18 protein-coding genes and 1 CRISPR repeat array (1 of these 19 cut by a window edge) are annotated in these 22,530 nt (G+C 70.2%); of the genes, 5 read left to right on the forward strand and 13 right to left on the reverse strand.

All coding sequences use genetic code 11. From position 1 onward, the window contains the following. A CRISPR array of direct repeats spans positions 1–3,299; the repeat unit is 29 nt; unit sequence CCCTTCCCCGCGCGAGCGGGGGTGAGCCG (it extends 24 nt beyond the left edge of the window). A gap of 435 nt (positions 3,300–3,734) precedes the next feature. Next, the gene (locus ACJOT3_RS05710) at positions 3,735–3,938 is read right to left on the reverse strand and encodes a DUF397 domain-containing protein (RefSeq protein WP_406969527.1); all 204 of its coding nucleotides are present in this window, start codon (positions 3,936–3,938) and stop codon (positions 3,735–3,737) included. Next, a complete protein-coding gene (locus tag ACJOT3_RS05715) occupies positions 3,935–4,801 on the reverse strand; it encodes a helix-turn-helix domain-containing protein (protein ID WP_406969529.1) in 867 nt (288 codons plus the stop codon). The genes ACJOT3_RS05710 and ACJOT3_RS05715 overlap by 4 nt, the downstream gene beginning before the upstream one ends. Positions 4,802–5,353: 552 nt before the next feature. Here ACJOT3_RS05715 and ACJOT3_RS05720 point away from each other — a divergent pair. The 3 genes from ACJOT3_RS05720 to ACJOT3_RS05730 are packed head-to-tail and all read left to right on the forward strand — an operon-like array spanning position 5,354 to position 6,416. Beyond that, the gene (locus ACJOT3_RS05720) at positions 5,354–5,614 is read left to right on the forward strand and encodes a hypothetical protein (protein WP_406969531.1); all 261 of its coding nucleotides are present in this window, start codon (positions 5,354–5,356) and stop codon (positions 5,612–5,614) included. Continuing rightward, a complete protein-coding gene (locus ACJOT3_RS05725; RefSeq protein WP_406969533.1) occupies positions 5,614–5,865 on the forward strand; it encodes a hypothetical protein in 252 nt (83 codons plus the stop codon). Before ACJOT3_RS05720 ends, ACJOT3_RS05725 begins: the two co-directional genes overlap by 1 nt. Positions 5,866–5,876: 11 nt before the next feature. Continuing rightward, on the forward strand, positions 5,877–6,416 hold the full coding sequence (locus ACJOT3_RS05730) for a hypothetical protein (RefSeq protein ID WP_406969535.1): 540 nt from the start codon (positions 5,877–5,879) through the stop codon (positions 6,414–6,416). Between the two features lie 102 nt (positions 6,417–6,518). On the opposite strand, the gene ACJOT3_RS05735 is transcribed toward ACJOT3_RS05730, so the two are convergent. Beyond that, on the reverse strand, positions 6,519–6,965 hold the full coding sequence (locus ACJOT3_RS05735; RefSeq protein WP_406969537.1) for a class I SAM-dependent methyltransferase: 447 nt from the start codon (positions 6,963–6,965) through the stop codon (positions 6,519–6,521). 159 nt (positions 6,966–7,124) lie between these two features. Here ACJOT3_RS05735 and ACJOT3_RS05740 point away from each other — a divergent pair, with 159 nt between their 5' ends. Next, complete coding sequence (locus ACJOT3_RS05740) at positions 7,125–8,798, forward strand: Eco57I restriction-modification methylase domain-containing protein (RefSeq protein ID WP_406969539.1); 1,674 nt, start codon at positions 7,125–7,127, stop codon at positions 8,796–8,798. Between the two features lie 9 nt (positions 8,799–8,807). Continuing rightward, positions 8,808–9,554, forward strand: a complete 747-nt coding sequence (locus ACJOT3_RS05745) for a PaeR7I family type II restriction endonuclease (RefSeq protein ID WP_406969541.1) — start codon at positions 8,808–8,810, stop codon at positions 9,552–9,554. 284 nt (positions 9,555–9,838) lie between these two features. On the opposite strand, the gene ACJOT3_RS05750 is transcribed toward ACJOT3_RS05745, so the two are convergent. The 10 genes from ACJOT3_RS05750 to ACJOT3_RS05795 form a co-directional block, all read right to left on the reverse strand. Further along, a complete protein-coding gene (locus ACJOT3_RS05750) occupies positions 9,839–10,462 on the reverse strand; it encodes a 3'-5' exonuclease (protein ID WP_406969543.1) in 624 nt (207 codons plus the stop codon). Between the two features lie 22 nt (positions 10,463–10,484). Then, positions 10,485–11,753, reverse strand: a complete 1,269-nt coding sequence (locus ACJOT3_RS05755) for a radical SAM family protein (protein WP_406969545.1) — start codon at positions 11,751–11,753, stop codon at positions 10,485–10,487. Further along, entirely contained in the window at positions 11,750–12,283 is a 534-nt protein-coding gene (locus tag ACJOT3_RS05760; RefSeq protein WP_406969547.1) for a nucleoside-diphosphate kinase, read from the reverse strand. The genes ACJOT3_RS05755 and ACJOT3_RS05760 overlap by 4 nt, the downstream gene beginning before the upstream one ends. Beyond that, a complete protein-coding gene (locus ACJOT3_RS05765) occupies positions 12,280–13,308 on the reverse strand; it encodes a thymidylate synthase (RefSeq protein ID WP_406969549.1) in 1,029 nt (342 codons plus the stop codon). Before ACJOT3_RS05765 ends, ACJOT3_RS05760 begins: the two co-directional genes overlap by 4 nt. A 95-nt stretch (positions 13,309–13,403) precedes the next feature. Next, positions 13,404–15,428 (reverse strand): hypothetical protein, encoded by a 2,025-nt coding sequence (locus tag ACJOT3_RS05770; protein ID WP_406969551.1) that lies wholly within the window; start codon positions 15,426–15,428, stop codon positions 13,404–13,406. Positions 15,429–15,737: 309 nt separating this feature from the next. Next, positions 15,738–16,535 (reverse strand): SAM-dependent methyltransferase, encoded by a 798-nt coding sequence (locus tag ACJOT3_RS05775; protein ID WP_406969553.1) that lies wholly within the window; start codon positions 16,533–16,535, stop codon positions 15,738–15,740. A gap of 8 nt (positions 16,536–16,543) precedes the next feature. Next, positions 16,544–19,432: a type I polyketide synthase gene (locus ACJOT3_RS05780; RefSeq protein WP_406969555.1), complete on the reverse strand. Its 2,889-nt coding sequence runs from the start codon at positions 19,430–19,432 to the stop codon at positions 16,544–16,546. Beyond that, positions 19,429–20,130 carry a class I SAM-dependent methyltransferase gene (locus tag ACJOT3_RS05785; RefSeq protein WP_406969557.1) on the reverse strand — a complete coding sequence of 234 codons (702 nt, stop codon included), beginning with the start codon at positions 20,128–20,130 and terminating at the stop codon, positions 19,429–19,431. The genes ACJOT3_RS05780 and ACJOT3_RS05785 overlap by 4 nt, the downstream gene beginning before the upstream one ends. Positions 20,131–20,186: 56 nt before the next feature. Then, entirely contained in the window at positions 20,187–21,524 is a 1,338-nt protein-coding gene (locus ACJOT3_RS05790) for a styrene monooxygenase/indole monooxygenase family protein (RefSeq protein WP_406969559.1), read from the reverse strand. Continuing rightward, positions 21,524–22,522: a hypothetical protein gene (locus ACJOT3_RS05795; protein WP_406969561.1), complete on the reverse strand. Its 999-nt coding sequence runs from the start codon at positions 22,520–22,522 to the stop codon at positions 21,524–21,526. The genes ACJOT3_RS05790 and ACJOT3_RS05795 overlap by 1 nt, the downstream gene beginning before the upstream one ends. Positions 22,523–22,530 lie beyond the last annotated feature (8 nt).

Below are 22,530 nucleotides of genomic sequence, written 5' to 3' on the forward strand. Positions count from 1 at the left end.
AGCCGCTCACTTGCCCTCCTCCTCTGTGAGCCATGAGCCCTTCCCCGCGCGAGCGGGGGTGAGCCGATCACCACCCCCGGCCAGATCACCATCCACGACCCTTCCCCGCGCGAGCGGGGGTGAGCCGTCCGACCTGTGCACCCTGGTCCTGGGTGACGCCCCTTCCCCGCGCGAGCGGGGGTGAGCCGCGCCCGGCACGCGGCGTCCGTGATCGGGATGACCCTTCCCCGCGCGAGCGGGGGTGAGCCGACCACGAACGCGTGGACGCCGGGTGAGGAGTCCCCTTCCCCGCGCGAGCGGGGGTGAGCCGCGTCCCGGCGTACTCGGCTTCGTAGTTGGCGACCCTTCCCCGCGCGAGCGGGGGTGAGCCGGAACGGGGTCGTCTCGGGGCTCACGGCGAACACCCTTCCCCGCGCGAGCGGGGGTGAGCCGGTCCGGGTCGGGTACGGGGACCGCGAGGTCGACCCTTCCCCGCGCGAGCGGGGGTGAGCCGGCGCCCTGTGACCGCCCCGACCGCCTCCCCCGCCCTTCCCCGCGCGAGCGGGGGTGAGCCGTGGCTCCTCAACGCGGCCCTGTGGGCGAACCCCCCTTCCCCGCGCGAGCGGGGGTGAGCCGGGGGACGGTCGCCTGTCCGCCCGGCTCCGGCACCCTTCCCCGCGCGAGCGGGGGTGAGCCGTGGCACACCCAGGGGTACGACGACCGCACCGTCCCTTCCCCGCGCGAGCGGGGGTGAGCCGCGGGAGCTCGTCCCGGGCGGGCAGGTCGACCGCCCTTCCCCGCGCGAGCGGGGGTGAGCCGGTGTTCGACACCTACCTGCGGCGCGGCATGACCCCTTCCCCGCGCGAGCGGGGGTGAGCCGCGGATGTCCCGCCGGTGGGGCAGCCCGGAGGGCCCTTCCCCGCGCGAGCGGGGGTGAGCCGTCAAACTGCCCCGGAACGCCCCTCCCACAAGGCCCTTCCCCGCGCGAGCGGGGGTGAGCCGACTGCCGGGGGCGGTGCGCCAGATCTCGTTGCCCCTTCCCCGCGCGAGCGGGGGTGAGCCGGTGTTCCAGTCGGCCTCGGGGTCCAGCATCTGCCCTTCCCCGCGCGAGCGGGGGTGAGCCAGCTGTCGCCGGGCCCCACGCGGTCACCCCGTGCCCTTCCCCGCGCGAGCGGGGGTGAGCCGTTGACCTACACCACCATCCCGCAGCAGGTCCACCCTTCCCCGCGCGAGCGGGGGTGAGCCGTTCGGCACGAAGGGCGGCCGCGGGTGGGACATCCCTTCCCCGCGCGAGCGGGGGTGAGCCGCTGTCCCACGTTTTGACGCGCCACCGGTATGTCCCTTCCCCGCGCGAGCGGGGGTGAGCCGTCGGCCTCGGGGTCCAGCATCTGGACCAGGCCCCCTTCCCCGCGCGAGCGGGGGTGAGCCGTTCCACGCCTCCCTGCCGCACCCGCGCCAGACCCCTTCCCCGCGCGAGCGGGGGTGAGCCGCGGGTGCCGTGCTTTCGGGTCCGCCGCGTGGGCCCTTCCCCGCGCGAGCGGGGGTGAGCCGCGGGACATGGCGGCGGCCATGTCGGCGGCGATCCCTTCCCCGCGCGAGCGGGGGTGAGCCGGCGCCCCAGGGGGGCGCAGTGGCGTGGGGAGGCCCTTCCCCGCGCGAGCGGGGGTGAGCCGGCTTCTCCGTGATGGCCGCCGCCACCGAGCCCCCCTTCCCCGCGCGAGCGGGGGTGAGCCGCTACGAACCCCACCCGGCCGCCGTGGACGACCCCCTTCCCCGCGCGAGCGGGGGTGAGCCGCCCGGCCTCACGCTGGGCGGCGATGCGCTCCCCCCTTCCCCGCGCGAGCGGGGGTGAGCCGCTGATGCGTCGGGCCGTCGGCGCCCCCGAACCCCCTTCCCCGCGCGAGCGGGGGTGAGCCGCCGAGACCCCCCCTGTGATGGATGCCTACGCCCCCTTCCCCGCGCGAGCGGGGGTGAGCCGTCGGCCGCCATCAGGACCACACCCGCGAGCGCCCCTTCCCCGCGCGAGCGGGGGTGAGCCGGGCACGGCTCCGGCTGGGCGTGGTGCCGCCCGCCCTTCCCCGCGCGAGCGGGGGTGAGCCGCGTGCGCGGCCCGGTAGGCGCGGTGCTCCTCCCCCTTCCCCGCGCGAGCGGGGGTGAGCCGCCGGTGGGCGCGGAGCCCGAGGGCACCCTGCTCCCTTCCCCGCGCGAGCGGGGGTGAGCCGGCCCGCCGCGCCGCCCGTCGGGCGCAGGGTGACCCTTCCCCGCGCGAGCGGGGGTGAGCCGATGCCGGTCCTGTACGTGACGTTGGAGATGCCCCCTTCCCCGCGCGAGCGGGGGTGAGCCGCCGCACAGCGCGTGCATCACGTACTGGAACAACCCTTCCCCGCGCGAGCGGGGGTGAGCCGCGCGAACCTCAGCGATGATCTCCGACACCCGACCCTTCCCCGCGCGAGCGGGGGTGAGCCGATCATGTCGATCTTCGGGTGGTCGTCGGCGGACCCTTCCCCGCGCGAGCGGGGGTGAGCCGTCGGTGCGCTTCCCGATCCTGTCCGCGCTTCCCCCTTCCCCGCGCGAGCGGGGGTGAGCCGCCACGTCGCAGGGGAGTTCACCGGCCTGATCCCCCTTCCCCGCGCGAGCGGGGGTGAGCCGCCCATCCCGAGGCGGGCGGCGGCCTCGGCGGTCCCTTCCCCGCGCGAGCGGGGGTGAGCCGATCCCGGAGCGGACCGGCGACCCGGACGAAGCCCCTTCCCCGCGCGAGCGGGGGTGAGCCGCCATTGTGAGTGCGGTATCCGCAGCCGTCGCACCCTTCCCCGCGCGAGCGGGGGTGAGCCGCCTCCGGTGCGGAGGTCAAGCGCCTGGAGCGCCCCTTCCCCGCGCGAGCGGGGGTGAGCCGTCAACTCGGAACACACGACCGTGCAAAGCCCGCCCTTCCCCGCGCGAGCGGGGGTGAGCCGGACGCCGCGTGCGCCGACCCCGGTGTGGACCCCCCTTCCCCGCGCGAGCGGGGGTGAGCCGTAGAGGTGTTCGTCCACCCACACGGCCATGAGCCCTTCCCCGCGCGAGCGGGGGTGAGCCGGCGGTGCGGTTGGCCACGGTGGCGTGGACGGCCCCTTCCCCGCGCGAGCGGGGGTGAGCCGATCCCGGCCTCCTCGCCCACGGTCAGGTACGTCCCTTCCCCGCGCGAGCGGGGGTGAGCCGACGGCGGCCGCCTTGGTGGACTTGAGGACGACCCCTTCCCCGTGCGAGCGGGGGTGAGCCGGACAGCACGATCTGGATCTCACCGGTGGTGGTCCCTTCCCCGCGCGAGCGGGGGTGAGCCGTGGATGCCCCAACCGTCGGGGTAGGCCAGCGTCCCGCTGACCACGGCGTTTTCGCAGTCGGAGGCGGGTCCGATGCGAGAGACCGTCTCGCGGGCGACTTCCTGGGCCGAAGCGTTTTCGCCGAGCCCCAGAAGTGCATGCGCGAGGTTTCACTGCGTCGTTGCCACTCGCATGGTACCCACCGGTCAGCCTGCCGGGATCAGGCAAGCCACCGGCTCATCTTCGCGGGATTGGCATTGGTCCAGATCAGGGCTTTCCTGACTCTGCGCTCACCCTTGCGCGGAGTCAAGGGCATGGGCAAGCCGTCGTTGTGGCGTCGTGCGTTCATCACGTGACGAAGATTGGCGACCTGGTACAGCTGTTTCTCGATAAGGGACGGTGGAAGGGTCCCAGTAAACGATGGAATCCTATCTTCCTGGTCAGGTGGGTCGGAGGCTAAGGATGTGCTCGCTTGGTAGCGGTCACGAGGTTCGACCACTCATCCGACGGGAACAACAGGGCGCCGAGTTCCCGGTGCCGAGTGTCGCGTACGGCCGACACTCCGGGTAGGTCGCCGACCTCCACGCATTCCTGACCATGGGCGGAGGAGTAGCTCGACTTGCGGTACTCGAAGTCTTCGGGGTGGAGTTGGTGGGTCACGGGGCTTCCAGTTCGGTCAGTAGTTCGTGCAGGTACACGGTGGTGTCCGCGGGGGAGGACGCCGCGGCCGACACATGGTGGAAGAGCCAGTCGTACCGGTCGGTCTTCTCCGGTGCCTCCAGCAGGAGGGACTCGCTGAAGTTCTCCAGGTGCACCACCGGCTGATCTCCCGCCTCGAAGTCCAGGAGGGTGAAGGCGCCTGCCATCCCCGCGTGTGCGCCGGCGGCATCGCGCATCACCTGCAGGGTCAGGTTCTCCTGCTCCGTGATGGTGAGCAGATGGCGGACCTGGCCTGCTTGAACGTCTCGCCCGCCGACGGCCTTTCGCAGGGCGGACTCGTCGATGACGGCCCAGACCCGGGGCGGGTCGGTGTGTGCGAGTAGCTGCTGGCGGTGCATCCGGGCGTCGATGCGCCGCTCGACCTCCTCGGGGTTGCGGATGTCCGCCCCGGCGAACAGGGCGGCCGCGTAGTCCCGGGTCTGGAACAGGCCGGGGACGAGCATGGGCGACCAGGTCCGTACCCGTGTGGCCGCGGATTCGAGGCCGATGTAGTTCGTGGACGCGTACAGGTCCTCGATCTCGGTCCACCAGGCCTTGCTTCTGCCCTCGGTGACCAGTTTGAGGATGTACGACCGATAGCTCTCGTCTTCGGCGCCGTAGTAGTCCAGCAGGTCCTGCACGTCCCGGGGCGAGGGGCGCTTCCACTGGTTGGTCTCGATCCGGGACAGCTTCGACTGCTGCCAGCCGAGTGTGGACGCGACGTGGGCGGCTGTCGTCGGGGTGCCGTCTGGCTGGCGGTGTTCCCGTCGCAGCTTCGCCAGCTCTGCGCTGAGGGTCCGCCGTCGCGCGGTCGGGCTATGCATCGAACCTCTCGCTCCTACGTGTGCGCAAATCCTACGCCGCCCCAGGGTACCTTCTGGATCCAGGTATTCCTTTTTAGATATTGCGTTTTAGAACTTGCGGGCTCATGATGGGGCTCACCGGTTCCCACCGGATCCCTCCGTGAGTCAGGAGAGACACTCCATGCACCTGTATCGGTTACTGTCCGCATCGATTCGGCGTGTGCTGACCCCGCCCTCCACGGGCCGCCACGCCCGCCGACCCCAGCCCACCCCTGGCCGCCGACACCACCGACCGCAACCGACCCCCCGCACTGTCCGGCGCGTGCCGGCCACTCAGCCTCCGAGATGGACCGCTTCCCTCCCCTCCACCTGGCGGTCCCCGGTCCTCGACGAGAGCCCTGTCCGCCCCTACTACCGGGCCTGGGAAGAGGAACGCCGCCGCCGGATGCAAGACCGCGACCGGCTGGGTGTCGCCGTGCTGCAAGAGATCTCCACCCCGCACCCGCACCCGCACCTCGACCCCGCGGATCCGGCTGTGGCCGTCCGTCGGCGACAGGCCGTGGGGGTGGGAGTGTGAGCACCGCCCTGGTCACCGCCCGTACCCATGTGGACCAGGTGTCCATCACCCAGCCGGATGCGGCCGACGTCCATCTCACATGGTCCGCAGATGTGCCGGACCTGACCCCCGGGGCCGTTCTGCTCGACCTGGCTCCCGGCGTCACGCTGCACCTGCAGACCGGCTTCGACGACCTCGACGCCCCCTACGTGGAAGCCCTCATCACCGCCCTGATCGCTGTCCGTGAACGCATGGGCGGGACGGCGGGTGGTGCCTGATGCACGCCACGACCGTCGTCACCATCACCGACCTCACCGAGACCGATGTCCGACTCACGCACGACCCCATGGGTTCGGGAGCTGCGACATCCCTGGTCATTGCCGGGTGCTACATCGACATCACCCCTGCGGTGGTCTCCGCGGGCACTCCGGACGAGCGGGTCGCCGCACTGGAGCGGTTGGCCGATCTGGCGGTGGAGGCCGCTGCCGGGCTGCGTCGCGCCCGGTCCCGGGAGGTGCGCCGCCCATGACTCCCCGCACGGTGTTCGAGGTGCGCGAGACCATGAGCCGGTCCGCGCTGGGCCGGTGGGCTGGCCTGTTCGGTGTCCCGATCCATCACCTCGGGTCGGACATCGAGGGCCGTGAGGTGTACGGGGCGCGGTTCGGTCCGCATCTGCGTGTCTGCCGTACCGCTCCGGAGCGACTGCACCCGGTCCGATGGACCTCCCCGCTTGAAAATCTTCCGCACCCCAGAACGGCCCCGACCATGTTCGCCTGCCCTGCGTGGTGCGAGAACGACCACGATGCCAGCGCCTCGGATGCGGTCCGGCACCTGCGGCTCCTGCACGACCGGACCGGCCATCCGGTGACCGTCTACGCCGAACGCGATGACCTGTCCGCAGGAGAGCACGGTGTGCCCTGGGTCTGCCTGGTCACCTGGGTCGGCTCCGAGGCGGTCAAACTCCGGCTTGCCGCCGCACAGGCGCGGGCCCTGGCCGTGCTCCTCGCCGTGACATGGAGGGACGGTGACGTTGCCGGAGCCCTCACCGAAGGAGCCGACCTCATCGAGTCCGACATCTGAAAGCCCGGCGCACCCGGTGTCGTCTCCCGGGTAGAGGGCGTGGCGAGGGGCCACTGCGCCGTCCGGCCCAGGCGCAGCGGACCACCTCGCCGCACATACTCGTCAGCGCAGACTCACGACTAGCATGCTGTCGTTCTTCTCGATGATCACCCCGTCGGGGTTCTCCACCGGCATACCCGTCTGGTGGGCGGTGATCTCGGGGATCGCGGTCCGGTCGACGTCCCAGTCCCGGGTGCGGTCGATGATCTGCCGGGCCAGGTGCTCACCTTGGGGGCCGTGGCCGATGGCACCGAGTTCGAACCGCACCTTGGTGTCGGCGCCCGGGAGCCTGCGCACGCTCAGGTACGCCAGCAATGCCCCCGCGAGGAGGGCCGGGTTGAGCGCTGGGACGGCGGGTGCGACCAGGTCGCTGCCGAGCGCGGGGGGTTTGACGACCATCCGGCCGGTGCTCGGGGTGGTGGCGGCCAACCGCATCGACACCCCCTCCAGTGGGGTGTCTCCGGCGATGCGCACCCCCGACCACACTTCGGCGGGGGGACTGTGGAGCACGTCGGCCAGGTCATCGGTGACGCGGGTGTCTCGTGCCGGTTACGTTAGAGGCCATGGTGTGTGCTGGTCTCGCCTCCCCAGCTCCCTTGAACCGAGGTACATCGAAGCCAGGATTTCCTTCGGGGACGGGCGAGGAGAGTAGCGCTATAGGGTCGTTTCGTGACTACCGTTGACCTGCGACATGCCACCGAACGACTTCCCTCCTCGATGCGTGAAGCCATCACCCATGGGGAGGTCTTCACCCGCGGATGGGTCGTTGAGCTCATACTGGACCTGGTGGGCTACACCCCCGAGCGCGACCTCGCCACGTTCACGATCGTTGAGCCCGCGTGCGGAAGCGGAGCGTTCCTAGGCCCGATCGTGCAACGGCTCAGCGCATCCTGCAAGCTCCACAACCGCGACCTGGACGAAGCCCGGCAAGCGCTACGGGCTTTCGACCTGTTCGAAGCGAACGTCAAGGCCAGCCGGGACTTGGTCCGCACTCAGATGCAGGAGCAGGAGTGGGACGAATCGACGGTCGAGAATGCCGTTCAAACTTGGATCACCCAAGGTGACTACCTCCTGACACACCACCGCGGCCAAGCCGTGGACTTCGTCGTCGGTAACCCGCCCTACATCCGCCTCGAAGATGTTCCTCGTGAGCGCATGGCTCGATACCGGGCAGCATGCCCCACCATGGGCGGCCGAGCTGACATCTACGTTGGCTTCTACGAGGCAGCCTTGCGCACCCTCCGGGAACAGGGACAGCTCGGATTCATCTGCGCAGACCGATGGATGCACAACCAGTACGGAGCACGTCTACGCGAGCTCGTGACCTCAGGCTTCAGCGTTGACTTCGTACTGACCATGCATGACGTGGATGCCTTTGAAGAACAGGTCTCCGCTTACCCCGCCATCACCATCATCAGCAAGCAACAGCAGGGCAGCGCGGTGGCAGCCGACACCAGGAAGGGCTTCTCCCAGGCTGAGGCACGAGAGCTCTACGACTGGAGCCTGGAGCCAGAGAGCCAGGTCATCGAGAAACCGACCTATCAAGCAGCACGGCTGCCGCACTGGTTCTCCGGGACTGAACTCTGGCCCGCGGCTTCCCCAGCACGTCTGGCCATGCTGGAAGACCTCAACGACCGTTTCAGTGTCCTCGAAGACCGCACGGCCGGCACACGGGTTGGCATCGGAGTGGCGACCGGCGCCGACAAGGTTTTCATCACCACCGATGCCAACCTGGTGGAGGAAGATCGGCTCCTGCCGTTGGCCATGGTCCGGGACACTAAGACCGGCACCTACCAATGGCAGGGGTACTACCTGGTCAACCCCTGGACCCGTAACGGGGAACTGGTTGACCTGGACCGGTTCCCGCGCCTGCGGACTTACCTCGTACAAAACGCTCATCTACTCCGCAAACGTTACGTCGCGGTCCAACAGCCCGAGCGCTGGTATAAGACCATTGACAAGGTCGATCATGCCCTGGTGGGCAAACCGAAGCTGTTGCTCCCGGACATGAAGACCACGATCCATCCGGTCCTCGACAAGGAGGGTGTCTACCCTCACCACAACCTCTATTACATCGTCTCCGATGTCTGGGACTTAGAGGTTCTAGGCGGCCTGTTGATCTCCAAGATCGCACAGGCCTTCGTTCAGGCCTATGCGGTCAAGATGCGCGGTGGAACCTTGCGGTTCCAAGCCCAGTACCTGCGCAAGATCCGGGTTCCCGAACCGTCCGAGCTGAGCGATAAGGTTCGGTTGCAACTAGCCGAGGCCTTCAGGAACCGCGATGTGGAGGCAGCAACACGAGCGGCACTGGATGCCTACGGCCTGGATCATCTTCCCGACTAGGAGGACAGGTTGGCGGTTACTCGTCAGGACTTTGAGGACGCTATCGCCGAGTACTGGGGTGTGAAAAATAAACAGGGTGAAATTTCCAAGATTAAAGGTGCGGTCGGCGCCGGAACAGCTGGTTCTGTCAGAGGTGGAAAGCACTTTGATGGCGTCGCGAGGCTGATCAAGAAGTTCTTCCTCGAAGCTGGCTACCCAGAAGATGCTATTCGTATCGATCGAAAGCAAGGGTTGGAGCTTCCGGGATATTTTCGACCCCAGAAGCAGTGGGACGTGGTCGTTAGTCTGAAGCAGACATTAGTTGCGGCTTTTGAGCTGAAGGCTCTTGGCGCTCCTTCATTTGGTAAAAACTACAACAACCGTGTGGAAGAGGCACTGGGCAGCGCTGTGGATCTTCGTCGTGCGGTATTGGCTGATCTGTATCCCAAGGAAAAGCCGTGGTTGGGGTACTTCTTCATTATGGAGGACGATGAGGGCTCCCGGCGTCCAGTCAATTTCGCGAAGAAGGCCGCACTTCCGCCTGAGGCTATTTGGCGGGGGGCTTCCTATCAGGATCGGTTCGGGATTTTCTGTCAGCGGCTTATTGATGAGTCTTTGTATGACTCTGTTTGTTACGTCACCTCTTCTAAGGAGTCCCTGAGTCCAGTTGAGCCAGTGGAACAACTCGACTGGTCGCATTTTGCTGCTGGGGTGCGCAGTAGAATCTCCTACTTGGGGGAGCTGGGATATCCCAGCGAGGGGTGCAAAAAATCTTGATCTTAATCTTTTAGGTGCAGTGGAGGCTTTGGTGAACACCGGGGGGCGCCTGTCCGAGATTTACCCGTAGGCGCCCCAGCGTCGGGGCGTCCATGCGTCGTTGCCGCTGGGTGCGCTCGGTGAGGAAGCGCTGGCCGGTCTCGGCCAGTCCTTCGGCGTCGGCGATGCGGCTGCGGTTGAGCGGTTCCCACGACGGCCGCGTGGACCCTGAGGTGGTATCCGAATCAGCGCGAGCGAAGACATCGCAGGCTTGGGCGAGTGAAATGCCTGTGAGCCTGTCCTGGTCAGAACAAAGTCTCCTGACCCTGCTGGTCTGGGATTGTTTCTGCACTGGCGGCGGTGATCAGTTCCGCCCAGGACGTGATCCCGCCCTGCGTGGCCAGTTCGCGCAAGAGGAGGGCTGCGGCCACGGCGTCCCACAGCGCGCGGTGCGGCCTGCCGGTGGGGACCAACTCGTTGACACGGTCGCGTAGCCCGAACCGATCCAGCAGGGCGCCGAGTCCTTTCGGGCCTGGCACGTCCAGGGCCCGTGCCAGGCGCAGGGTGTCGATCAGCCCGGCCGGGGCCGCCCGCGGGTGCCGCAGGCGGAGAAGCCTGTTGTCGACGCCGATGTTGTGGCCCACCAGGTAGCGGCCCTCCAGTCGGGTCACCAGGGCGTCGTCGATCTGCTCGGGGCGGGGCGCGGCTTTGAGGGTGTCGTCGTTCAGGCCGGGGCTGATCCAGGGACGGCGGGGGACCGGCCGGCCGGGGTTGACGAGGGTGTCGTAGGCGGTGGCCAGGTCGGGGGACCCGTCGACCAGCCGGACCAGGGCGATCTCCAGGATCGCCTCCTGGTCGCGGTCCTGGGAGCCGGTGCCCTCCAGGTCCAGCGCGACCAGCGGCATCCTCGTCCACGCCTGGTCGGCCATGACGGGTCCCCCTCGTGTTCGGTCAGTCGTCTTCGTGGCGTGCGGCCGCCGCGAGCCGCTGTCGGGCCTGGTCGAGTCGGTGCTGTTCGTCTTGGCTCAGGGTGTACCCGGCCAGGGTGCGTCCGTGCGCGCGGTGCAGGTGCGGGTGGTCGACCTCCCACACCTGGAACCGCAGCCGGTGTTGCAGAGCGTAGCGTCGCTGCTCGCCGAGGGCGTGGGTGAGCACGTGCCCGCCCTCGACCAGGAACGGGGCGTCGGTGTCGTAGCCGAAGGAGTCCAGCGCGGCCCGGAACTCGTCCCGGGTGGGCGCACGGTGGTCGTCGGCGCAGATCCTGCGCTGGGCGGCGGGGCAGATGTCGCACAGCTCCGGCACGCCCCAGTGGCCGTTGTAGTCGGGTACCTGGTGGGCGTAGGTGACCCCGCAGCTCGTTTTGCGGAACAGCGGCACACCGGTGCCGTGCTTCTGCCAGGCCCGGACGACCTTTGCGTCCAGCTCTTCGGGCAGCACTTTGCGGCGTTGGTAGTCGGTCTTATAGGGCACTTCCACGCCGAGGTCGCGCAGGTAGGTGGCGTTCTCCTGCTTGTGGTAGTAGCCGGTGAACACCAGGGCGTCGACCTGGGCGCGGTCGGCGAGGTCGAGCACGCCCCGCATCGTGTCCGGGTCGTCGTTCCACCCGGGGGTGATGGGCCGCCAGTACAGGATGACCTTCGTGCGGCGGCGGTGCGCGGCGGCGGTCTCGATCGACCTCACCGTGGCCTGGGACTTCGCGATCGGCTCCACCCGGGAGTCGGTGATGCCGGAGTAGGTGAACAGCAGCGTCACCCGCACGTTGACCAGGGCCTCGAAGCGTTCCATGTCGGCTCGGGTGACGTGGAAGCGGGTGATGATCAGCACCAGGTTGCGCAGGCCCCGCTGGTCCAGCTCCTCCAGGACCGCGAAGGTGTGCGGCTTGACTCCGGGCAGCATCGGGTCGGTGGCCTTGTTGAAGAGCTGGATCGGGGTGGTGTGCGGGGCGAACGCCTCATGGCCCAGGAGTATCTCCACCGCCTCTGCGGTGGTGACCAGGAGCTGCGGGGTCTTGTTGTCGAAGTCGCCCCAGAAGTGGCGGACGCAGTAGCCGCAGTCCAGCGGGCAGCCGATGATGTGGTTCAGCGACAGCCCGCTCTTGCGGTTGGTGATGATCTGCGCCATGTACGGGTCCAGCCCGGCCTGCTGTCCGGCGGGCATCACGGCCAGGGCGCGGGGGCCGACGGGGATCGACGCCCCGTCGGTCAGCATGGTCTCGGTCATGGTGACGGCTCCTCGGATCGGAGGGTGGAGGTGAGCAGGTGCGCGAACGCCGGGCCGAACCACACGCCGAACTCACGCTCGGCGCCGGCCGGGTCGTCGCTGGTGTGGACGAGGTTGTCGATGAACCGCCCCTCGGCGCGGGCAGCAGCGGTGGAGTCGGTGCCGTAGCGGCCCCGGAGGGTGTCCGGGTCGGCCTGGGCAGGGTCGTAGTGGCCCAGCAGCGCGCGGACCCGCTGCGGGGTGTCGTCGGTGGGACCGCGGAACAGGGCGACCGTCACCCTTTGGCCGACCCAGTTGCGGCGCAGCTCGGCGGCCACGTCGAACGGGAACCGGTCATCGAGGGCGAGCATGTCCGCGTAGTGGGCGCGGATCTGCTCCTCGTCCACGACCACGGTGCGGCGGTGCACCAGGTGGGCGTGGGCGGCGATGTGCTCCAGGACGGTGTCGACCAGGCCGCGGCGGGTCGCGTCCGGTTTGCACAGCGCCACCGTCCACCGCCCCCACCCGCCACCGGGAACGAGCGCCGTCACGCCGCGACCTGCGCGGGCATGCGGTTCTTCCACCGCCGGGCGGCCAGCCACCGGTATCCGGGATCGAGCGCGGCCAGGTGAGCGGCGCCCACCGGGGCGTCGGTGTGCTTGATCTGCCGGTACACCTCGAACAGCAGGACGATCTGCCGCCAGTACGCGGGCAGCGGCAGCGCGGCCACCTGGGCGGGGGTGTAGCCGGTCCGGTCGGTGCGCAGCGTCTCCTCGTGCTCCAGGACCTGGGCGATGACGGCCATGGAGGTGTCGGCGCCCATGGTCGGCAGGGGCGGGTCGGGGCGGACGTAGCCGGGGGTGCGGGGTTCGTTGAGCACCCGCCGCACGGCCTTGGTGTCGCGGTCGTTGACGTGCATGGAGCCGACGTGGTGGGTGTAGTGGCCCAGCTCGACGCCGAGTTCGCGGGCGGCCACCTCCTGGAGGAAGGTGAACGCGAACACATCCGAGACCATGCCCATGTAGGCGTCGTTGCCGCGCATGTAGCACGTCAGGTGCAACCGGCCCTGCCGCAGCAGGAACTGGCCGGCCAGGGTGCAGGACACATCGGGGTTGTCGGGCACCGCGAGTTCCTCGGCCCGGTAGATGGCCAGCACGGCGCGTTTGGTGTCGGGGTCGGCGCGCAGCAGCTCCAACACCCGCGTCCACTGGGTGACCTCCTCCCGGTCGGGGGAGAAGAGCTTGGTGCCGTACGCGGTCCCGGTGAGGACCTTGCCGTCGGCGGAGTAGGCGCCCATGCCGGGCGCGTAGTAGCCGATCATGGCGAGGTCCTCGCGCCCGGCCGCGTACCACAGGGCCTCGGCGATGTTGTAGACGACGTTGACCGCCCGCCGCTCCAGGAACGGCAGCCGGTTGCGGGGGTCGGTGAGCCTAAAGCTCGTGTTGGTGACCTCGGCGGAGTCGTTGCCGCGTGAGGAGGTGCGGTACTCCGGGGCGGTGGTGACCGCTTCCAGGACGGCCAGGTAGGCGTCATGGAAGGACTCGAAGGCAACGGGTGTGAGAAGGGCAGGAGGCATGGCGTTTCTCCACGTAGAGGTGCTGAGACGAAGGTGACGGGTCTGGTCGCGGTACGGCTCGGTGGCCGGGCACGGGCCGTTGGGCTCCTCGGAGGTCACCGTGCCGGTGCCTGCGTTGCCGTCGGCGGGTCGCTGCCGGGGTGACCGGTCGGTGCCATCAACCGCCGAGCGGCATCGGCCAGTGCGTGTGCGCGGTCGTGTTCACCGCGCATCCGGGCAAGGCCCGCCAGGCTCGTGAGCAGACCCGCCTGCTCGTGGACCGCGCCGTCAAGGCGGGCCTGGTGCAGCGTCTGCTGCGCCAACATCTCCAGCACCCGTACGGTGACGGGCTCCGGGGGCGTGAGGGTCAGCACCCGGAGCAGGCCCTGCACCGTGCGGGTGGCCTGGTAGGTGTCCGGGGATCCCAAACCCAGGAGCGCTTGGTGGGCGTGAGTGAAGTCGGCGGCGGCCTCGTCGATGTGGTCCATCCGGGCCCGGTTCTCGGCGCGTTTGCGGAGGGTGAGCGCGGCTCCGCGGCCCCGTCCGATCGCCAGGTGTCCCGCCAGCGAGGCGCAGTAGAGTTCCTCCGCGCCGTCCAGGTCCCCGGTCTGGCTGAGGTGGTCGGCCAGGGACTGCTCGGCCGAGCACACCCCTTCGGGGTGGTCGGCGGCCCGGTAGGTGTCCAGGGCGGCCTCCAGGTGCGCGCGCTGGTCATCGGGGTCGGTGGTGATGACGGCGGCCCGCTGGTGCATCAGGGCGATGGCCACTTGGTCGCCGCAGGCCAGGGCGGCTCCCATGCCGTGGTGGTACAGGACCGTGGCGGCCGCCCAGGGCTTGCGGTGGTTGACGTAGGTGGCGATGTGCTCGGCGATGCACCAGAGCTCGACGCGCTCGTCCTCGGCCAGGAGTCCGGCAAGGGCCACCAGGTTGTCGAGCTCGTCATCGAGCCAGGCCATCGCCGCACCCTTGGTGGGGAACCACGTCCGTTCCTCGGTCTGCTGGGCCTGGGCGGCCTCCTCCAGCCCCTGTCCATCAGCGCGCCATCGCCATGTGTTGAGCGCGAGGTCGGCGGCGGCCACCCGGAGCCGGTGGAAACGGGCGGCCCGGTCGATGGCCTCGGCACGGTCGGTGCCGGTGAGGCGGAGGCCCAGGGCCACGCGGACCGGCCCGGGCAGGGTGTAGCGGTGGTCTCCCAGGTCGGTGACGATCCGGGCGACGGTGAGGGTGCCCAGCACGGCCGCGGCCTGTGCGAAGGGCACGCTCCACAAGGCGGCGGCCAGGTCCGCCGACAGGTGCGGCCCGGGGTGGGCGGCCAGCCGTGCGGCCGCCCGGACGGTGCCCTCGGGAAGCAGGTCCAGCGCGCGGTCAACGGTATCGGGCATGGAGAGCGTCTCCGTGTCGTCGGGGTGAGCGAGGGCGAGCAGGCAGGCGTGCAACCCGGCCAGCAGGGGAGAGCCGCCGGCGGCCGCAGCGGCGGCGTCCAGGGTCGCGCTCGGCAAGGGCCGGTCGACCAAGCGGGCGATGAGCCCGGAGACCGTGCCGGTGTCCAGCGGAGGCAGCCGGACGAGGCGACCGCCGCGAGCCACGAGCCGTGTCCACCCGTGGGTGCCGATCACGACCCCGGCACACCCGGACCCCGCGGGGAGCAGGTCCTGGACCTCGTCGGCGCGGGCGGGGTCGGCGTTGTCGATCACCACCAGCAGACGCAGGTGGTGCGTCAAGGTGCGCCACAGTTCCACCGCCTGCCCCGGGTCGTCGGGGAGGCCGGTGTGACCCAGAGCCGCGCACCACCGCCGGAGCGTGGTGTCGGCGATGCTGCGGGACAGATCCGTGTAGACCACGCCATCGGGCCACCGATCGGGGTTGCGGTGCCACCAGTCGACGACCAGGGCGGTCTTGCCGATGCCGGGTGCTCCCTCGACGGCGACCCAGCAGGTGCCGTGTCGGGTGTCCCAGGCCCGGTCGAGGTGGGCACGCGCGGGTTCGCGGTCGACGAACAACTGGTGCGGTGGGAGCTGGCGGGGAGACGGTGGTGGTTGCGGAGCAGGGGCAGCCGTCAGGTGCACGGACCCGTGCACATCGCGCAGTTGCGCGACGGCCGCGGCCCCTCCGACTTCACCATTGATCTGGTTCAGAGACACGGCACCTCCTCACCGGTGCGCACGACAGTGGGGACTGAACGGTGATCACTCATTGGCGCTCCTGGGGGAGGGGCGGCCTGCTTCCGGCTGTTTGACCATGTGGGCGGTCACCTCGGGCCCGGCGATGGCAGCGACCTGGAAGACATCATTTGGTTGCTTTCCGTGTTGGTGTGTGGAGGTCGGGGGTGGGTGGGGTGGCCCCGTCCCGGTCCCCTGCGGGACGGGGCCACCTGCGGGATCCCTTCCAAGGCAGGGAAGGGCGGACGGTACCCGCGGAGAAAGGACTGCGTCGGAGAAAACCGGGCGTGTTCAGATGTGGCCGACACCGCCCAGCACCCAGGCCTGATCCGGGGGCCAGTAGGTGTCGCATAGTTCCGGCCGCCAGTCGCACACGTAGGTCACCCCGGGGTGCACCATCTCCATGCCATCGAGGAAACGGCTGATCTCCGCATGGCTGCGGGTTCGGCCCGGAGCGGACGTGCTCGCGTAGACCTCCTCCATGAGGGCGGCTCGGTCGGGCGCGGTCTGGTTCTCGACGTGGCTGATCGCCGTTATCGATCCGGTCGGGAGCACGTCGCGCAGGGTGCGCACGATCCCGTAGGGGCGGGTGTCGTCGGGCAGGAAGTGCAGCACCGCGATCAGCAAAAGGCCCACCGGTCGGTCGAAGTCGATCAACCGCCTGGTGTCGGGGTGGGACAGGATGCTTGCGGGGTTGCGCAGGTCGGCGGCCACCATGGCGGTTCGCTCGGGGTCGGTGGCCAGTACCGCGTTGCCGTGGGCCACAGCCATGGGGTCGTGGTCGACGTAGACCACTCGGACATCGGGGTTGACGGTCTGGGCGACTTCGTGGGTGTTGTCGGCGGTGGGCAACCCCGACCCCAGATCGAGGAACTGGTCGATTCCTTCTCCGGCCATGTATCGGACCACCCGGCGCAGGAAGGCCCGGTTGGCGAGGGCCATCGAGCGGATCTCGGGGATCTTCTCCAGGAGCCGGTCGCCCACCTCGCGGTCGACCGGGTAGTTGTCCTTGCCGTCCAGGTAGTAGTCGTAGAGCCGGGCGGGGCTGGCCTTGTGCGGGTCGACGCCTTCCGGCGGCGGGGTCGTCATGGCGGGTCCTAGACGTGGAGGTCGGCAGGGGCGGTCAGGTGCCGGTCGAGGTCGGCGGCCACCTGCCGCCACGTGCGGTCGGGCAGGAACAACTGGATGTCGACGGTCTGCCACGGCGGGATGCGGCGCAGCCGGGAGGTGAGCTGGAGCAGGCCGTGGCTCTGGATTCCGGTCTCGGCCCAGGTGGAGTCTGGATCGAGGCCGTCGGGCAGGTGCACCAGGCGGGCGACCTCGGCGGCCAGGTGGTCCGGTACCTGCCCGGGTTTGGGCGGGGGCACGGGTCCGTCGCGGTGCGCCGGGGTGGGGCGGCCGGTGCGGTCCCAGCCGGGCGGGATGGGCATGCGGGGGTCGGCGCGGTCGGTGGGCCCGGTAGGGGTGACGCCGTGGGTGTACAGCGCTCCGATGCCGTGGGCGAATCCGTCCGGGTGGGCGGTGATCGCGACCGTGGCGTTGCTCGGGAGGGTGTGGGCGATGTGCTCCACCAGCAGTGCCTTGGGCCCGATCTCCACGGACACCACCGGTTCCTCTCCCAGAACGGCGGAGGCGGTGTGCAGGGCGTCGGTGAACCGCACCGGGCAACGGGCCTGGTCGGCCCAGTAGGCGGGGCTCCACAGCCCGGCTGGATCGGCCGGGTCGGTGGGGTGGGCGGTGGAGATGATCGGCACCTGCGCGGGGTGGGGGACCAACCCGGCCAGCACCCGGCGCAGCTCCGGGACGATCGGGTCGACCGCGGGCGAGTGGGCGGGGATGGCGTCCGGTACCCGCTTGCACCACACCGCCGAATCGGTGAGGTCCGCCTGGAGATGCTCCAGGTCGAGGAGGGGTCCGGCGACGACCTGCACACCGGGGGCGCTGTAGGAGGCGATCGCCACCCGGCCGGCATAGAGGGAGATGTGTTCCTCGACCCGGTCGACGGTGGCGCGGACGGCCAGCAGACCACCGGCGTCGGCCAATCCGCCGAGCAGTCGGGAGCGTTCGGCGAGCACGCGGGCGGCGGCGTCCAGCGGAAGGATGCCGGCGATGTGAGCGGCGGCGATCTCCCCGACGGAGTGGCCCAGGACCAGATCCGGGTGGATGCCGCGCGCGGACAGCAGCGCGGTGAGCCCTGCCTGGACGAGGAAGGTGCAGTGCTGGGCGTCGACGAATGAGGTGATCGGCTGACCGGGCGCCCACACGTCGTAGCCGGTGCGTCGGGACAGCGCCGTCCGCGCCTCGGTCACTGCGGCGGCGAACACCGGCAGGCACATCAGTTCCAGGCCGGCGTCGGGGTGGTGGCTGCCGTGCCCGGTATAGACGAACACGACCCGGGGGCGGGCCTTCGGCGCCTGGCCGGGGCCGGTGACGTCGGGTGAGGGGGTCCCGTCCTGGAGGGCGCGCAGGCCCTGGACGAGGCCGCCGAGGTCGCGGGCCACGACCGCGGCCCGGTACGGGTGGTGGCCTCCACGGGCCAGGGCGGTGTCGGCGACGATCCCGACCGACCCGGCTTCGGGTATCTGTTCGGCCAGGCGTTCGGCGGCATGGGCCAGCGCCGCCGGGGTGTGCGCGGACACCATCACGGTCTCCGGCAACGGCATCGGATCCTCACCCACAGGAGCCTCGGCGGCCGGGGCCTGGGTGATGACGGCGTGGGCGTTGGCGCCACCGAACCCGAACGAGGACACCCCGGCCACCCGCTGTCCTTTCCCTTCCTCTGCGCTGGTGGTAGGCCATGGCTCCACCTCGGTGGGCACCCGCACCTTGTTCTCCAACCCGGCGCGCAGACGGGTGTGATGGGCGGTGGGCGGGAGTCGGCCGTGGTGGACGGCCAGGGCCGCCACCATCACCCCCAGGGCGCCGGCGGCTCCTTCCAGGTGGCCCAGCGTGCTCTTAACCGATCCGACCGCCACCGGCGCGCCGTGGCCCAGTGCTTGGGCGATGCCGTCGGCCTCGATGCGGTCCCCGGCCTTGGTGCCGGTGCCGTGGGCCTGCACCCACCCCACCCGCCCGGCACCGATCCCGGCATCGGCCAGGGCCCGGGAGAGGGCGGCGGCCTGCCGGGAGGCCCGCGGCGCGAGCAGGTGCGGGGTGTGGCCGCCGTGGCCGATTCCGGTTCCGGCCACGTGCGCCCATACCCGGTGGCCGCGCTCGGCCGCCGTCCCTGCGCGGGCCAGCACGAGCACCACGGCCCCTTCGGAGCGCACGTACCCGTCGGCGGACTGGTCGAAGGGCCTGCACCGGCCTTCGGGGGACAGCACCCCGGTCTCCACGAACGACGCGGTGATGGTCGGGGCGGTGAGGATGTTCGTCCCGGCGACCACCGCCAGCCGGGTGTCGCCCGCCCGTAGGTCGCGGACGGCGTAGTGCAGGGCGGTCAGCGAGGAGGAGCAGGCGGTGTCCAGGGTCAGGGAGGGCCCGGCCAGGTCCAGGTGGTGGGAGAGGCGGTTGGCGAGGATCGCCATCCCCGCCCCGGATCCAGTGAACACCCCGGCCCGTCGCCTGTTTCCGAAGTTGACCGCGGCCTGGTCGATCGAGGCCGCGCCGACGTAGACCCCGGTGGCCGACCCGGCCAGCAACGCCGGGGTGATCCCGGCGTCCGCGAGCGCCTCGTGGGCGGTTTCGAGGATCCAGCCCTGCTGGAGGTCCATTTCCGCGGCCTCGTCGGCGGAGGTTCCGAAGAAGTCGTGGTCGAAGCGGTGGTCGACGACCCCCGCCGGGTAGGGGGCGGCGGGGACCTGGTCGGGGTGCAGGTGGGCGACCATGGTCTCCCACCGCTCCTGCGGGATGCGGGTGATGCGGTCCCGGCCGTCGAGCAGCGCCTTCCACAGCAGGTTCGGAGAGTCGATGTTCCCGGGCAGGCGGCAGCCCATCCCGATGATCGCGACCGGCCCCCGCGACGGCGAGTGGGTGAGGGCGGTCATCGGGTCCTCACCCGCCACAGCGCCACCGACCCGCGCACCGACAGCTCGACGATCTCGAACCGGGAGTTGAGGGCGTTCACCAGGTCGGTGAGGGAGTCGCCGGAGTTGGCGAACACACCCCGCCGGTTGAGCAGCCCCAGGCCGAGCCGTCCCAGCGGGTTGTGCCTCACCCCGTGGGCCAGAACCGTGTAGCCGAGGAACTCGCCTTGGCCGTCCTTCTTGAGAACCTCGTGGATGTGGTCGAACACCGGCGTTTTGGCGGCGATGGTCTGCCCGCGCAGGCAGTGCAGGACCATGCCCAGGACGACCAGGTCGACGCTGGAGGCGGGCAGGGGGAGCGGGTCCAGGGCGTCGCCGGTGTGCAGGGCGGGCCGGTGCCGGGCCAGGCGGGTCGCGGCGGCGGTCAGCGATCCGGGGTAGCGGTCCAGCAGGTGCAGCCGCAGGCTCCCGGGGGCGAACCAATCGAGGAAGAAGCCCGAGCCGGGGCCGATGTCCAGCACGGTCATGCCGGAACGCAGGGCGTGCCGGTACAGGCGGGCCGGATACTTCCACCGGCAGCCCCACAGCAGCGGGTAGGTGCCGCGGATGACGATCCAGTCGTAGAGGTGGGTCATCTTCCTCTGCGACCACAGGTCCGGTTGGAACGTGACGTCGACGGCGGGCACGGCGGAGGCGGTGGTGTTCGGCGGGTTGGGCATGGCGGTGCTCCAAAGGGGGGTGGGGAGCGGACGGGGCTCGGCCGGTACGGAGGTGTTCAGCCCCGTCCGGCGGTTGCGGTGACCTGGGAGAGGAAGGCGCGGGCGGCGCCGGAGTCGTAGAGCCATGCGGCATAGCGGCGGGGATCGTCCAGATCACCGATGAACCGGTCCGCCACCGGCTGGTGCGCGACCGCAGCGCCGAGCACCTGGGTGAGATGGACGGGAGCGTCGGGAGACCAGATCCGGTCCAGTACCTGGCCGAGGCCAGAGGCGGCTTGTCCCATGCCGGCGAGGGGGTACTCCGCAGTCGGGCTGCCTTCCCACACGCCGGTGAAGGTCTCCTCCATCCAGGACTCGGTGAACTCGTTGCCGCCGTGGCCGAGGATGCGGGACAGGTAGTGGTTGGCGCAGGCAACGCTGACGGTGTTGGCCTGGGCTGCGATGGGATCGTCGGCGGACACCACCACGTCGGCCATGCCCAGCACCACCCCACCCGAAGGCAGGGCCCCGACCGGGGTGCGTACGTGCGGGTTGTAGGAGTGAAGACCGGCATCCCACTCGTGCAGCAGCTCCGCCTTGCCCACCCGCGCGGCAAGCTCGGGGGCGTGTTCGGCCAGCATCCGCAGCATCAGCCCCAGGAGTTCTTCGGGGCCGGGACGGTCGGGCCAGCGCTCCATCGGGCCTCCCACGGGCCCCATGAGCTGAAGCACGTGCTGGGGGCCGTCGGGGGTCAGGACCGGGGACAGGATCGCTCGCAGCTCGGGACCCGAGGCCACTGCGGCGAAATCCGCGAGCACCGGTTCGGGTTTGTACCCGGGATGCGCGCCCTTCGGAGCCTGCACCGGGTGCGATTGGGCATGTGGGCCGTCGGGGACACCGTCCAGAATCGCTTGGGCGAGGACCCGCCGCGATGCGGAGCGGGACCCCGCCGAATCGAAGAGCTGGCCCAGCTCCCCGTGGCCGACCGCGACGATGATCAGGTCGTACATGCGGGAGAAGTAGTCCAGGTCGGTGACGGTCACCCCGTGGATGACGACCATGCCGCCGCGGTCCTCGAAGGACTCCAGCCAGTCGGCCGCCTTCACCCTGCGGTCCACCGACACCCCCCACGTGGGAAGAGGGGACTCCACCGTCACCGGAACGCCGCCCGGAGGGTGCAGGTCCAGGGTGATCCCGGTGATCCGGGGCGCCAGGTGGTCCCACATGGCCAGCCCGGACGCCTGCTCATAGGCCAGCGCGCTGGGCAGGGTGAACTGGGTGACGGAAGGGCGGGCGGTCCTGATCTCCTGAGAGGAGGACCCGGTGATCACGGTGACGTCATAGCCGTGGGAGAGCAGCCCGTGGGCCAGGTGGAGACCCGAGGTACCGCCTCCGACGATCAGGATCTTCCTCATCAGCGGCCTTCCTTGGGCTCTGCATACGTTGACGTGCCGTTGGGGTGTGCGGCGCGCGGGGTGCGCAGGGGGAGATGTTCGGGCCGGACCGGGTCCTGGTTGATCAGGTCGCGCAGGGCGGCACGTGCCGCCGGAACCGAGCGGACGTCGGCCATCGTCATGTGCTCCGGGTCCACCTGGAGAAGTTCGGCCGCGGCGGAGGTGTCCGGTGCGGTGCCGTCCGGATGGTCGAGCACCACGTGGACGGGCACGTGCAGGTCCCGTAGCAGCGGAAGGGCGTGGGCTGCCGCGTCGAGGTGGTCGGGGTGGGCGATGAGGATGATGCCGCAGGCATCACGGACGGCACTGGGCCACAGCGCATCCCACATCTGCGGTTCGGGGAGCGCGAGCAGGCACAGGTGCAGATCCCCGACGGGGAGGGTGCCCATGGAGATCAGCAGCGAGCTCAGGGGCGGCCGGCGCCCGCTACCCAGCGCGCTGTGCACCTGCGCGGCTTCGCCCGCACCTTCCGAGCCCTTCGCGTCCTGTGTGCTGGGTGGTTCGGGTATCTGCTCCTGTACCGCCACGGGGTGGGCGTGGGAGCAGGACCCCACGAACTGGCGGGCCGCGAGCTCGGGGGTGCCCAGGACCAGGACCTTGGCCGAGGCCAACCGCGGGTCGAAGTGTGTCGCCGCCAGGTTGTCGCGGACCTCCGCCATCGGCAGGCGCAGTCCCGTGCGGGGGCGGCTCACCCGGACCTGGCGACGCAACAACAACTCCGTCACCGCCAGGATCGCCACGCCACGGCTCAACCCGGCGCGGGAGGCGATCTCCAGCACGGTCAGCGGGCGGTGCGGACGTATCTGCTCCAGATCACGTACCCGCCGCCACACCGACGCCACCAGGTGGTCCAGCTCGGTCGCGGAGGGGAACGCTCCCTCGCCGATCGCCCGCACCAGCGTGTGCTCACCGACCGCGGGCAGCGGTGCGCGGGCGGTGAAAGGGAGCGGTGCGGCCATAACGCGGC

It is taken from the genome of Nocardiopsis protaetiae (assembly GCF_045446735.1).
GTDB lineage: Bacteria > Actinomycetota > Actinomycetes > Streptosporangiales > Streptosporangiaceae > Nocardiopsis > Nocardiopsis protaetiae.